Origin of the sequence: Nocardioides sp. CPCC 206348, from assembly GCF_048654705.1 — a bacterium.
Lineage (GTDB): Bacteria > Actinomycetota > Actinomycetes > Propionibacteriales > Nocardioidaceae > Nocardioides.
In genome coordinates, this window is sequence record NZ_JBMCZA010000229.1 from 90,530 (window position 1) to 104,053 (window position 13,524).

Consider the following 13,524-nt stretch of genomic DNA (forward strand, 5'->3'; position numbering starts at 1 on the left):
GACCGCGCAGGCCACCGGGAGGTGCGGCAGGTCCTCGTCGGGATCGACCACGTCGACCTCGTTCACCGTGAGACGGAACCGGTCGCCGAGGTCGGAGAGGCCCGCGACGACCGCCGGACCGGGGTCGGCGGTGAACCGGAGCCGGACCGGGTCCTCGCGGCCACCGATCGAGAGCGGGTGGATCTCCAGGGACGCCCGGTCCGCAGTGATGGTCGGGCAGACCTCGAGCATGTGCGCGCCGAGGATCTTCTCCTCGCCGGGGACCAGGTGGTACGTGTAGTCCTCCATGAACGACGTGCCGCCCGGGAGGCCGGCGGCCATCACCTTGGTCGCCCGCAGCAGGACCGAGGTCTTCCAGTCGCCCTCGCCACCGAAGCCGTAGCCGTCGGCCATCAGTCGCTGCACGGCCAGGCCCGGCAGCTGCCGGAGTCCCCCGAGGTCCTCGAAGTTCGTGGTGAAGGCCCCGAAGCCGCCGCCCTCGAGGAAGGTGCGCAGACCAGCCTCGATCCGGGCGCCGTACCGCAGCGACTCGTGGCGGTCGCCGCCCGGGAGCAGCTCGGGTGCGATGGAGTACAGGTCGGCGTACTCGACGATCAGCTTGTCGATGTCGGCATCGGCCACTGCATCGACGACCGCGACGAGGTCGTTGACGCCGTAGGTGTTGACCGAGACCCCGAACCGCAGCTGGGCCTCGACCTTGTCACCCTCAGTCACCGCGACATCGCGCATGTTGTCACCGAACCGGGCCAGCTTGAGCTCCCGCAGCTCGGCACGGCCGAGCGCGGCACGCACCCAGTCCTCGATCCGGCGCCGGACCACCGGGTTCTCGACGTGACCGGCGACGGTCTTGCGCGACACACCGATGCGCGACTGGATGTACCCGAACTCCCGGTCGCCGTGGGCGGCCTGGTTGAGGTTCATGAAGTCCATGTCGATGGTCGACCACGGCAGCGCGACGCCGGCCTGCGTGTGCAGGTGGAGCAGCGGCTTCTGGAGCGCATCGAGGCCGGCGATCCACATCTTGGCCGGGGAGAACGTGTGCATCCAGGTGATCAGTCCGACGCAGGCCGGATCGCTGTTGGCCGCCAGCATCTGACGGTGGATCGCGGCGGCGTCGAGCAGCACCGGCTTCCACACGATCCGCACCGGCAGCGGGGAGAGCTCCGCGAGCCGGTCGGCGATCGCGCGCGACTGGGCGGCGACCTGGTCCAGGGTCTCCGGCCCGTACAGCGACTGGCTCCCGGTCAGGAACCACACCTCCTGCACGGCGGCTGCATTGCTGGCGGGGTCGGTGCTCACGTGGTGCTCCTTGCAGTTCAGGCGCCCCGAGGGCGTCGTGGTGGTGGCGGTGGCCGCGCGTCAGCGCTGGCCGTAGACGTTCTGGTAGCGGTGGTAGAGGGCGTCGACGCTGGGCTGCTCGATCGGGATCGGCTGGCCGAGCTGCCGGGAGAGATGGACGGAACGGGCGACGTCCTCGCACATCACGGCGGCCTTCACCGCGGACCTCGCGTTGGGGCCGACCGTGAAGACGCCGTGGTTCTGCATCAGGACGGCAGGGGAACGGCTCTCCTGCAAGGTCTCGACGATCCCGCGGCCGATGGAGTCGTCGCCGATGATCGCGAACGGACCGACCGGGATCTCTCCTCCGAACTCGTCGGCACACATCGTGGTGACGCAGGGGATGGCCTCGCCGCGCGCGGCCCAGGCGACGGCGTACGGCGAATGGGTGTGCACGACCCCGCCCACGTCGGGCAGGTGCCGGTACACGTAGGCCTGGGCCTCGGTGTCCGACGACGGCGCGTGCTCGCCCTCGACGACCCGCCCGTGCAGGTCACAGACGACCATGTTCTCGGGCGTGAGGTCGTCGTAGGACACCCCGCTCGGCTTGATCACCATCAGGTCGTGGCCGGGCACGCGGGCCGAGACGTTGCCCGCCGTCCACACCACGAGTCCGTAGCGCGGGAGCTCGGCGTGCAACGTCGCGACCTCGCGGCGCAGGGCGACGATCGACTGGGCGACATCGGTGACGACGCTCATCGGCCCACCTCCTGGTGAGTACGACGACCGGCAACGGCCTCGCGACGGATGGCCTTGAGCCGCCGCATGGCAGCGACACCCCGGCCGAAGTGGTCGTGCAGCTCGCGGTACTCCGCGAACAGCCGGTCGTACGCCTGGGCCCGCGACTCGTCGGGGACGAAGACCGCCTTGCGGACCCGGCCCATCGCCTTCGCAGCGGTCGGCACGTCGGCGTACGCCCCTGCCGCGACGGCGGCATGGATCGCCGAGCCGAGCGCCGGGCCCTGCTCCGAGTCGATGATCGACAGCGGCAGCCGGGTCACGTCTGAGTAGATCTGCATGAGCAGGGCGTTCTTCTGCAGGCCACCCGCGACGACGAACTCCTCGACGGGAACGCCGCTGTCACGGAAGGTCTCGACGATCACGCGCGTGCCGAAGGCGGTGGCCTCGAGCAGCGCGCGGTAGACGTCCTCGGGCCGGGTCGCGAGCGTGAGCCCGACGACCAGGCCGGACAGCTCGTGGTCGACCAGCACCGAGCGGTTGCCGCTGTGCCAGTCCAGGGCGACCAGGCCGTGTTCGCCGATCTCCTGGGCGGCAGCGAGGCGGGTGAGGTGCTCGTGGACCGACTCCCCCGCGGCCTGTGCCGCCTGTGCGTACGACGCCGGGACGGCGTTGTCGACGAACCAGCCGAAGATGTCACCGACCCCGCTCTGGCCGGCTTCGTATCCCCAGCGCCCGGCGACGATCCCGCCCTCGACCACACCGCACATGCCCGGCACCTCGCGGAGCACGTCGGCACTCATCACGTGACAGGTGGAGGTGCCCATGATGGCGACCATCTGGCCGGGATCGACCGCCTGCGCGGCGGGCGCGGTGACGTGGGCGTCGACGTTGCCGACGGCGACCGCGATGCCTTCGGGAAGCCCGGTCCAGGCAGCTGCCTCGGCCGTGAGCCGGCCCGCAGCCGAGCCCAGCTCGCCGATCGGGTGGGCCAGCTTGTCGTCGACGAAGCCGCCGAATCCGGGCGAAAGGGCCTCCAGGAAGTCGGTGCCCGGGTAGGCGCCGTCCTGGAGGATCCCCTTGTAGCCCGCCGAGCAGGCGTTGCGGACGTAGGTGCCGCACAGCTGCCAGACGATCCAGTCGGCGGCCTCGACCCAGCGCTCCATCCGGTCGTAGACCTCGCGGTCCTCCTCGAACAGCTGGAGGCCCTTGGCGAACTCCCACTCGGAGGAGATCAGGCCGCCGTAGCGTGGCAACCAGGCCTCGCCGCGGTCGGCAGCGAGCTGGTTGATCCGGTCGGCCTGCGGCTGCGCGGCGTGGTGCTTCCACAGCTTCACGTAGGCGTGCGGACGATCGCGCAGGTCGTCGAGCTCGGACAGCGGCGTGCCGTCGGCCAGGGTCGGGACCATGGTGCAGGCGGTGAAGTCGGTGGCGATCCCGATCACGGCGGCGGGGTCGATGCCCGCAGCCGAGATCGCTGCGGGGACGGCCGTTCGCAGCACCTCGCGATAGTCCTCGGGCACCTGCAGCGCCCACTCCGGCGGCAGCTCCAGCTCCGATCCCGGCAGGCGTCGCTCGACGACGGCGTGCGGGTAGGCGTGGACGGCGGAGCCCACCTCCGTCCCGTCCGACACCCGTACGACGACCGCACGACCCGAGAGGGTCCCGTAGTCCACGCCGATGGCGTACTGCTCGTCCAGCTGGCCCGGCCTCATGAGAGTGCCATCCCTTCTCGTGGTGCTGATGTTCGTTTCGTGCGGGGAGCAGCGGTGCTGGCCCGGACCACGAGCTCGGGGCCGATCAGCCGCTCCGGCACCGGTTCGTCCCCGATGGCCGATCGCAGGATCCGGATCGCCCGGCGCCCGACCTCGTCGAAGTCCTGGCGCACGGTCGTCAGCGGCGGGATCAGGTAGGCGGCCTCCGGGATGTCGTCGAAGCCGACGACACTGATGTCGCCCGGCACCGAACGTCCCGCCTCGGACAGCGACCGGAGCAGGCCGAGCGCCATCTGGTCGTTGGCGCAGAAGACCGCCGTCACGTCGTCGCGCGCCGCGATCCGCTGGCCCGCTTCGTAACCACTGCGGGCCGACCAGTCGCCCTCCACCTGCAGCTGCGGCGGCAACCCGGCGTCGTACATCGCCGTGCGGTAGCCCGCGAGGCGGCCGCGGGCCTCGGTCCAGGAGGACGGCCCGGCCAGGTGGAGGATCTTCTCGTGACCGAGGTCGATGAGGTGCCGGGTGCCGAGCACCGCTCCGGCGACCTGGTCGACTCCGACCGTCAGGTGCGCCTTGGACTCGTCGCCCTCGACCACGACGACCGGCACGCCCCGGCCTGCGTGGGCACGCACCGCGTCGATCGCGTCGTCGTTGGCGGCGATCAGCACGATGCCCTCGACGTCCTGGTCGCGCAGGTGGTCCATCGCGTCGGTGAACTCCTCGCGGCTCAGCACCTGCACGTTGACCGAGCTGACGAAGTAGCCAGCCTCGCGGCCGGCGGCCTGGATGGCGCGGTGCACGGTGCTCGGTCCCCAGAAGCCGCTGCGGGAACCGATCACGCCGATGGTTCCGGAACGACGGGTGACCAGGCTCCGCGCGGCCGTGTTCGGCCGGTACCCGAGCTGTTCGATGGCGCGCTGCACCCGGTCGCGCGTCTCCGGGCGGAGGTTGGTCTGCCCGTTCACCACACGGGACACGGTCTGGTGGGAGACGCCGGCGAGACGCGCGACGTCCGCCATCACCGGTGTACGACGGACCTCGCTCATTTCTGACGCCGCGTCATGAGGCGCTGGACGACGACGAACACCAGGAGCAGCACGCCGATCGCGATCCGGGTCCACCAGGAGCTGAGGGTTCCGTCGAAGGAGATGAAGGTCTGGATCGTGCCGAGCACGAGGACCCCGATCAAGGAACCGACCACGTAGCCACGCCCACCGGTGAGCAGGGTGCCGCCGATGACGACGGCCGCGATCGCGTCGAGCTCCATGCCGACCGCGTGGAGGCTGTAGCCCGACAGCGTGTAGAGCGCGAAGAGCAGTCCGCCGAGGCCGGCGCAGAAGCCGCTGATGGCGTAGACCCCGACCTTGACGCCGGCAACACGCAGTCCCATCAGGAGCGCCGAGGCCTCGTTGCCGCCCACCGCGTAGACGGTGCGACCGAAGCGGGTGCGGGCCAGGACGTACGCCGCCACCACGACGACCGCGAGAGCGATCACGACCGCCCAGGTCGTGTAGTAGCCGCCCGGCAGCTCGATCGTCTTGAACGCCAGGTCGCTGAACGTCGGGTCGGTGATCGGGATCGACTCGACGCTGATCAGGTACGTCAGCCCGCGCGCCAGGAACAGCCCCGCGAGCGTCGCGATGAACGGCTGGATCTCGAAGTAGTGGATCAGCAACCCCATCAGGGTTCCGAGCAACGTCGCGACCGCCAGCACCGCGACGATCGAGAGGTACGGCGACCAGCCCATCTGCAGGGTCTTGGCCGCGATCATCGTGGAGAGCGCGACGACCGAGCCGACGGACAGGTCGATTCCCCCGGCCAGGATCACGAACGTCATCCCGACCGCGAGCACGATGAGGAACGAGTTGTCGAGCAGCAGGCTCAGGAACACCTGCGGGTCGGCGAACCCGTCGTAGCGGATGCCTCCGGCGCCGAACATCCCGACGAACAGGGCGAAGGTGACGATCACCGGGAGGAAGCGGGAGGGCGGCGAGTAGCCGCGCACCCGGTCCCAGAGCGAGGCCTGGGCGGGGACGGTGACGGCGCTCATGAATGCGCTCCCTTCGAGACGGCACGCGCCGGGCGTCGTACCCGGAAGGCGGAACGGGCCCGCGGCGACTGGATCAGGCACACCGCCACGACCACGACCGCCTTGAACAGGTAGTTGGCCTCGGACGGGATCCCGATGTTGGGGATGGTGCGGGCCAGGGTGGTGATGAACAGTGCGCCGACCACGGTGCCCAGGAGCGAGAAGCGTCCGCCGGTGAGTGCGGTGCCGCCGATCACGACCGCGAGGATCGCGTCGAGCTCGATCCACAGGCCCAGGCTGTTGGCGTTCACCGAGTTGGTGTTCGCGGCGATGATCAGTCCCGCGAGACCAGCGCACACGGCACCGAAGACGTAGACCGTCCAGATGATCGTGCGGGACCGGACCCCGGCGAGGCGGCTCGCCTCCGGGTTGATCCCGACCGCTTCGATCAGCATGCCCAGCGCGGTGCGCCGCGTGAGCACGGCCGTCAGTCCGACCATGGCCAGCGCGATGAGGAACGCCACCGGGAGCCCCAGGACGTAGCCGGAGGCCAGGTCGCTGAAGGTCTCGTTGTGGACGGTGGTGATCTGGCCGTCGGTCACCAGCATCGCGAGGCCGCGGCCGGCCACCATCAGCACGAGCGTCGCGATGATCGGCTGGATGCCGATGACCGAGACCAGGAAGCCGTTCCAGAGGCCGAGCAGGACGCACATCGCGAGGGCGATCGTGCACGCCATGATCGCCGTGGTGGCGGCACCCTCGTCACCTGCTCCGACGATCCGGGTGCACGCGACGGCACCGGCGATGGCGGCGATGGCACCGACGGAGAGGTCGATGCCGCGGGTGGCGATGACCAGCGTCATGCCCAGCGCGACCAGGAGGACCGGCGCGCTGTTGCGGGCGATGTCGATGACGTTGCCGTAGAGGTGGCCGTCCTGGATCCGCACGTCGAGGAACGACGGCGTCGCGGCGACGTTCACGACGAGAAGCGCGACGAGCGCCAGGACCGGCCAGAGCAACGGGTTCGCGAGCGCGCGGGCAACGAGCCCCGGTCGCGACGACGGTACGGCGGCCGGTCGGCCCGCCTCCGGCGGAGTCAGCGTGTCAGTCATCGGAGCCCTCCTCGGCACGGTGCCCGCCGGCGATGATCTCGAGGACGTCACTGATGCTGACGTCGTCGTTGCGGCGCTCGGCGATCTTGCGGCGGTCGCGCATCACCACGACGCGGTCACTGAGCCGGAGCACCTCTTCCAGCTCGGCGGAGATGAACACGACGGACATGCCCCGCTCGGCGAGCTCGGCGACCTTCGCCTGGATCTGCGCCTTCGCGCCGATGTCGATGCCGCGCGTCGGCTCGTCGAGGATCAGGACGTCCGGCTCGGTGATCAGCCAGCGGGCAAGCAGCACCTTCTGCTGGTTGCCGCCGGACAGGTTGCGCATCAGGGCCTGCGGATCGGCGGGTCGGATGTCCAGGGCCTCGATGTACTCGTCCACGAGGCGGGTGCGGGTGGCCTGGGGGATGGGGCGCAGCCAGCCGCGCGAGGCCTGGAGCGCGAGCAGCATGTTGTCGGCGACGCTCAGGTCGCCGATGACGCCTTCGGCCTTCCGGTCCTCGCTGGAGAAGGCGATCTTGCGGTCGATGGCGTGGCGCGGGCTGCGCAGGCGGCGCCGGTTCGACCGGATCTCCAGCGAGCCGTGGTCGGCGGTGTCGGCACCGAACAGCAGCCGGGCGAGCTCGGTCCGTCCGGACCCGAGCAGGCCGGCGACGCCGACCACCTCGCCGTCGTACAGGCTCAGGTCGGTGGCCTCGAGGGAACCCTTGCGGCTGAGGCCGATCGCCTGCAGGACCGGGGTCGCATCGGCGTGGGTGCGGGTGCGTGCGCTGTCGAGCCGGTCCAGCACCTCGAGGTCGCGGCCGATCATCAGCTTCACCAGCTCGAGCTGGGTGGTGTCGGCGACCATCCGCTCCTCGACGAGGCGACCGTTGCGCAGGATCGTCATCCGGTCGCTGATCTCGTAGATCTGGTCGAGGAAGTGCGAGACGAACACGACGGCCACGCCGTTGTCGCGCAGGCGCCGCATCACCTCGAACAGCTTCGCCACCTCGTCGGTGTCGAGGCTCGAGGTCGGCTCGTCCAGGATGACCACCCGCGCGTCGACGTCCACGGCTCGCGCGATGGCGACCAGCTGCTGGACCGCAATCGGATGATCGCCGAGCGTCGAGCGCGGGTCGATGTCGAGGCCCAGGCGCTGCAGGGTCTCCTCGGCGCGACGGTTCATCGCCCGGACGTTGATGCCACCGAGGCGCCGCGGCTCGCGTCCCAGCAGCATGTTCTCCGCGACCGTGAGGTTCGGGACCAGGTTCACTTCCTGGTAGACGGTGCTGATGCCGGCGGCCTGCGCAGCGGCGGGCGTGGCGAAGGAGTGCTCCTCGCCGCCGACCAGGATCGTGCCGGAGTCGATCGAGTAGACACCGGTCAATGCCTTGATGAGGGTGGACTTGCCGGCGCCGTTCTCGCCCATGAGGGCGTGGATCTCGCCGGGCAGGAGCCGTAGCGAGACGTCGTCGAGGGCACACACGTTGCCGAACGTGATCGAGATGTCGCGCATCTCGATCACCGGCGCGGCGCCCGGCTCACCCGCTGCGGGAGGCGTCGTGCTCACCGGGGGCTCCTCGTACATCGTCTTCATCGTTGCTCTCCGAGTTGGGACCGGCGGGTCGCGCCACTGGGGGGATTGGCGCGACCCGCCGGGCAGATGGGCTACCTCAGTACTTACGGTCCGCGAGTACTGCGGTGGCCTGCTCCTGGGTGAAGGTGCCTTCCTCCGTCACGACGCGCTCGGGCACCTCCTCGCCGGCGAGAACCTTCTCGGCGAGATCCATGAGCTGGTCACCGAGGAGCGGGTTGCACTCCACGATGAAGTTGATCTTGCCCTCGGACAGGGCGGTCATCCCGTCCTTGACGGCGTCGACCGTGATGATCTTGATGTCCTTGCCCGGGATCAGGCCGGCTGCCTCGATCGCCTCGATCGCGCCGAGGCCCATGTCGTCGTTGTGGGCGAAGACGACGTCGATGCCCTTCTCGGAGTTGAGGAAGGACTCCATGACCTGCTTGCCGCCGTCGCGGGTGAAGTCGCCGGTCTGCGACTTGGTCACCTCGATCTTCGAGTCGGTCTTGATGGCCGTGGCGAAGCCCTCCGCGCGGTCGATCGCCGGCGCGGCGCCGGTCGTTCCCTCGAGCTGGACGACGTTGATGTCGCCGTCACCGTCGACATCGGCGTCCGCGGCGTTCTCGACCAGCCACTCGCCGGCCTTCTCGCCCTCGAGCACGAAGTCGGAGCCGAGGAAGGTCTTGTAGAGCGAGGTGTCCTCGGTGTCGACCGCCCGGTCGGTGAGGATGACGGGGATGTTGGCCCGCTTGGCCTCCTGCAGGACGGTGTCCCAGCCGGTCTCCACCACGGGGCTGAAGGCGATCACGTCGACCTTCTGCTGGATGTAGGACCGGATCGCCTTGATCTGGTTCTCCTGCTTCTGCTGGGCGTCGGAGAACTTGAGCTCGATGCCGGCGGCCTTGGCCGATGCCTTGATCGAGTCGGTGTTCGCCGAACGCCAGCCGCTCTCGGCACCGACCTGGGCGAAGCCCATGACGATCGTGTCGTCGCTGTCGCTGCCCGAGCCGGAGTCGCTGCCACAGGCGGACAACGCGGTGGCACAAATGAGGACCGCGCTCGCGGCGGTCACGGTCTTCTTCAGCACTGGTTTCCTCCAACATCCCGGGGCCGTATCGCCCTGTGACCGGTGTCACTGGCATTGAGTGTGAGCGCTAACATTCTGCTTCGTCAAGGGGTTCGGGACCACCAATCCCAAGAAATGTGAACGCTCACCCTGCGGCCGCCGAAAACCCGGCCGCCGCCAGCGGTGGGCCCGGCACGAAAGGCACCAGCCGTGACCACGCTGCTGCGCACCGAGCGCGATCGCCGAGGCCTGCGGGCCGCCGACCTGGCCCGCGAGATCGGGGTCCATCCGATGTCGATCCTGCGTTGGGAGCGGCGGGAACGCCTTCCCGGGCCGGTGCACATCCATGCGCTGGCACGGGTCCTCGAGATCGAACCGGCCCGGATCGCCGGCTTCTTCGACGACCACCGGGCGGCCGAGCCAGCTGCGCACGTCCCGCCCTCCCACCGTGGCCCCGGGCTGCGCGCCCTGCGCCTGCGGGCGGGCGTGTCCGTCACCACCATCGCCGGTGCCGTCGGCATCCCCGCGTCGACGGTCTACAACTGGGAGGCCGGACGGGTCCGGATCCCGGAGCGCCACCTCCCCCCGCTCGCTGCCGCGCTCGACCTCACCCCCACCGGCCTGGCTGCTCGCCTGGCGGCGCCCGCGAGACCCGTGCCCACGCTCGGCGCCCCCGTGAGTCCGCTGCGCCGCCTGCGTCACCGTTGTCGCCTCAGCCAGTCCCGCACCGCCGCAGCAGCGGGAATCGACCGGCATGCACTGGGCGCCTGGGAACGCGGCGAGAGCACGCCACCACTGGCAGCGCTGCGCCTCCTCGGTCGCGTGTACGGCGTCCCGGTGGACACCGTCGCCCGGGCAGCCGGCGTGCAGCCGCCCCACCTGCTCGACCGGCGCCAGTGGCAGCCGGGGGACCTGCCGGCCATCCTGCGCACCCTGCGGCAGTGGACGGGCCTCACCCAGGGCCAGCTCGCCGCACGCTGCGGCTGCAGCTCGGCAGCGGTGCGCACGTGGGAGACCGGCCGCACCTCACCCAGCGCCCGGCTGCTCGCCCGCCTCGAGCACGCCTTCGGCCTGCCGGCCGGGGCGCTCGCCGTCACCCGCTGACCCCGCGAACAGTCGCGTCAGCAGGCGGAGAAGACCCACGCCATCCGGGACCGATAGGTCTCACCGGGCCGCAGGACGGCTGATGGCCAGTCCGGGCCTGCCTGTCGGTTCGGGCTGTCCGGATGCCGTTGCGGCTCGAGCGCGATCCCGTCGCCCTGACGAAGCATCCGGCCCTCCCGGTCCAGCGCCGAACCGTCGAGGAAGTTGCCGGTGTAGACCTGCAGCCCGGGCTGGTCGGACCACAGCTCCATCCGGGTCCGGGTCGCCGGTCCTTCGAGCACCGCCACCGGACGCCAGCCCCCTCCGTCGACCACGAAGTTGTGGTCGATCCCGCGCGCCGAGCGCACCTGCGGGTGGTCGGACCGTACGACGGCGCCGAGCGCCGTGGGACGGCGCAGGTCGAACGGCGTGCCGTCCACCGGCTCGTGCGCACCGATGGGGATCGAGGTGTCGTCGACCGGCGTGTACGCGCGAGCGGGGACCGTGAGTCGGTGCTCGTCGATGGTGCCGGCGCCGTGCAGGTTGAGGTAGGCGTGGCTGGTCAGGTTGACGATGGTGCTCGCGGTCGTCGTTGCCGTGAGCTCGAGCTCGACGGCGTCACCGGACACCGAGTAGCGCGCCCTGGCCGTGAGCTCGCCGGGGTAGCCCGCGTCGCCGTCCGGGCTGACCAGCTCGAGCACGACGGCGTCCTCCGACTGCTCGACGACGCGCCAGGTGCGCGTGTGGAACCCGTCGGGCCCGCCGTGCAAGTGGTGGCCGCGGTCGTTGGTCGGGACGCTGAAGCCGGTCCCGTCGAGGATCCAGCGGCCGCCGGCGATCCGGTTGGCGTAGCGCCCCACGATGCTGCCGACGTAGTCCGGTGAGGAACGGACGGCGGCGCCGTCGGCGAGGCCGAGCGCGACGTCGCGGCGCACACCGTCGCCACCGGTCACGACGAGCCGCTGGACCGTGGCGCCGACATCCAGGAGATGGAGCTCGGGACCGGGTGCGCGGCCGATGACAACGGGGGGACGGGGCTCGGCGGTCACGATGTGAACGCTAACATCCGCCGCGTCGTCAACGGGCCCGGGCAGGTCCCGACGAGGCGCGGACGATGAGCTCCGGTGCCGCGAGATCGACCATCGGGCGGTCCTCTCCGCCGAGCGCCCGCACGGTCAGCTCGACCGCCCGGCGACCCAGCTCGGGAAAGGCCTGCACCACGGTCGTGAGCGCGGGCCAGTAGAAGGCCGATTCAGGGACGTCGTCGAAGCCGACCACGCTCACGTCGTCGGGCACGGACCTGCCTGCCTCGTGCAGCGCCTTGAGCACGCCGAGCGCCATGGCGTCGTTCCCCACGAAGATCGCCGAGACGTCGGGGCTCCGCGCGATCCGCAGCCCGGCGTCGTACCCGCTTCCTGCGGTCCAGTCGCCCGCGAGCTCGGGCCCGGGCAGGAGGCCCCGGGCCTCGTGGGCCTGCCGCCAGCCCTCCCGTCGCTGGGCCGCCTCGGTCCAGTCCGTCGGCCCGCTCACGTGGGCCACGCTGCGGTGGCCGAGGTCCAGCAGGTGCTCGGTGGCGAGCCGGGCGCCGGCGACCTGGTCGATGCCGGCAGCCATGACGTCGCCGCGGCAGACGCCCTGCACCAGGACGATCGGGATCGGCAGCGACAGGCTCCGCACCAGGTTCAGGGCGTCGCGATGGGCGACGGCGACGACGATCGCCTCGACGGCCTGGTCCAGGAGTCGGTCGACGGCGTCGCGCAGCGCGTCCTCGGACAGCTCGAGGACACCGACCACCGCCACGTCGTAGCCCGCTTCGCGTCCGGCTTCCTGCACCGCCGCGGCGATCATGCTGGGGCCGTAGAGCGCCAGGTGCGCCGACACCATCCCGATCCGGCCGGACTGGTTGGTCGCAAGGAGACGGGCGGCCGCGTTGCGGCGGTACCCCAGCTCCACGATCGCGGCATGCACGCGCTCGCGGGTGTCCTCGCGCACCAGCGGCGAGTCGTTGAGGACCCGCGACACGGTCTGGTGCGAGACGCCGGCGAGCGCGGCCACGTCCGCCATGCTCGGCGAGCGCCGGCGACCGGCCTCGCGTTGACTGCTCTCCGCCACCATGGCGGCCACCCTAGAACAATCGGCGGCCGCCGCAGGGCATGTTGGCGAGCGCTCACAATCCGCGCGCTCCGCGATCAACGCACGCGCAGCCCCTGCACGGCCGTCGATCCGCCGAGCAGGGCGGTGCCGACCACGGTCGCCTGCACCGTCCAGCGCCCCGGGCGCAGTCGCGGCAACCGCCAGGCGGCACGCCCCGAGCTGTCCAGGGCCAGCGTGACCCGCCGGACGACCCTGCCGTCGCGGCGCAGCACCAACCGGATCCCCGGGACGTCGACGCCGGCCGGGTCGGTGACGACCCGAACCCGCGCCACGGCGTGTCGACCGGCGCGATCAGGTGCGATCACCCGGAGGGACGTGGCCGACCGGGCTGCCGACAACCGGAGCGTCACGACGTCCTCGGCAGCACGATGGGTCGCGTCGCCGTCGTACCGGATGACGATGTCCTTCAGCCCGACCCCCGCGATCCGTTCGGTGTCGACGACGATCCGCGCCCGGCCGTTGGCCAGGTTGGCCGATGCCAGCACCTTGCCGCCGGCGATGGCACGGACCGATCCCGTCGGCACGCCGTCCGGTGCGGTGACCCGGACCGAGATCGGGACATGGGTCCCGCGTCGGACCGTCGTGTCACCCGCAACGGCGGTGACCGCCGTCGGGACCAGGGCATCGCCCACCGCAGGCACGACGAGGGTGTTCGTGTCCTCGACCGTGCCGGCCCGGTCGACCGCGCGGTACTCCACGTCGACTGCGGCGTCGCCCACCCCCACCGGTCCGTCGTACGACGTCCAGTCGGCGCCGTCCAGGCGGTACTCCACCCGCTCCACACCGGAGCC

General features: G+C 70.9%; 12 protein-coding genes. 1 reads left to right on the top strand and 11 read right to left on the bottom strand.

Translation table 11 applies throughout. The features are described 5' to 3' along the window. The 8 genes from araA to ACOADB_RS26290 all read right to left on the bottom strand — a co-directional run. Positions 1-1,299, bottom strand: a 1,299-nt coding sequence (gene araA / locus ACOADB_RS26255; protein ID WP_378605938.1) for an L-arabinose isomerase, incomplete at its 3' end; no start/stop codon positions are given. Positions 1,300-1,359: 60 nt separating this feature from the next. Beyond that, positions 1,360-2,037 carry an L-ribulose-5-phosphate 4-epimerase gene (locus tag ACOADB_RS26260; protein ID WP_378605941.1) on the bottom strand — a complete coding sequence of 226 codons (678 nt, stop codon included), beginning with the start codon at positions 2,035-2,037 and terminating at the stop codon, positions 1,360-1,362. Further along, entirely contained in the window at positions 2,034-3,716 is a 1,683-nt protein-coding gene (gene araB / locus ACOADB_RS26265) for a ribulokinase (RefSeq protein WP_378606020.1), read from the bottom strand. Before araB ends, ACOADB_RS26260 begins: the two co-directional genes overlap by 4 nt. A gap of 11 nt (positions 3,717-3,727) precedes the next feature. Further along, positions 3,728-4,777 (bottom strand): LacI family DNA-binding transcriptional regulator, encoded by a 1,050-nt coding sequence (locus ACOADB_RS26270; protein ID WP_378605944.1) that lies wholly within the window; start codon positions 4,775-4,777, stop codon positions 3,728-3,730. Further along, entirely contained in the window at positions 4,774-5,781 is a 1,008-nt protein-coding gene (gene yjfF / locus ACOADB_RS26275; RefSeq protein ID WP_378605947.1) for a galactofuranose ABC transporter, permease protein YjfF, read from the bottom strand. Before yjfF ends, ACOADB_RS26270 begins: the two co-directional genes overlap by 4 nt. Next, positions 5,778-6,872: an ABC transporter permease gene (locus ACOADB_RS26280; protein WP_378605950.1), complete on the bottom strand. Its 1,095-nt coding sequence runs from the start codon at positions 6,870-6,872 to the stop codon at positions 5,778-5,780. Before ACOADB_RS26280 ends, yjfF begins: the two co-directional genes overlap by 4 nt. Further along, positions 6,865-8,451, bottom strand: coding sequence for a sugar ABC transporter ATP-binding protein (locus ACOADB_RS26285; protein WP_378605953.1), 1,587 nt, complete (start codon positions 8,449-8,451; stop codon positions 6,865-6,867). The genes ACOADB_RS26280 and ACOADB_RS26285 overlap by 8 nt, the downstream gene beginning before the upstream one ends. A gap of 76 nt (positions 8,452-8,527) precedes the next feature. After that, positions 8,528-9,517: an ABC transporter substrate-binding protein gene (locus tag ACOADB_RS26290; RefSeq protein WP_378605956.1), complete on the bottom strand. Its 990-nt coding sequence runs from the start codon at positions 9,515-9,517 to the stop codon at positions 8,528-8,530. A 189-nt stretch (positions 9,518-9,706) separates the two neighbouring features. Here ACOADB_RS26290 and ACOADB_RS26295 point away from each other — a divergent pair, with 189 nt between their 5' ends. Further along, entirely contained in the window at positions 9,707-10,600 is an 894-nt protein-coding gene (locus ACOADB_RS26295) for a helix-turn-helix domain-containing protein (protein WP_378605959.1), read from the top strand. A 17-nt stretch (positions 10,601-10,617) separates the two neighbouring features. Here the strand turns inward: ACOADB_RS26295 and ACOADB_RS26300 are convergent, their stop codons facing one another. The 3 genes from ACOADB_RS26300 to ACOADB_RS26310 all read right to left on the bottom strand — a co-directional run. Next, positions 10,618-11,628: an aldose epimerase family protein gene (locus ACOADB_RS26300; RefSeq protein ID WP_378605962.1), complete on the bottom strand. Its 1,011-nt coding sequence runs from the start codon at positions 11,626-11,628 to the stop codon at positions 10,618-10,620. A 28-nt stretch (positions 11,629-11,656) separates the two neighbouring features. Continuing rightward, complete coding sequence (locus ACOADB_RS26305) at positions 11,657-12,694, bottom strand: LacI family DNA-binding transcriptional regulator (RefSeq protein ID WP_378605965.1); 1,038 nt, start codon at positions 12,692-12,694, stop codon at positions 11,657-11,659. Positions 12,695-12,768: 74 nt separating this feature from the next. Beyond that, the coding region (locus ACOADB_RS26310) for an Ig-like domain repeat protein (RefSeq protein WP_378605968.1) at positions 12,769-13,524 on the bottom strand (756 nt) is incomplete at its 5' end.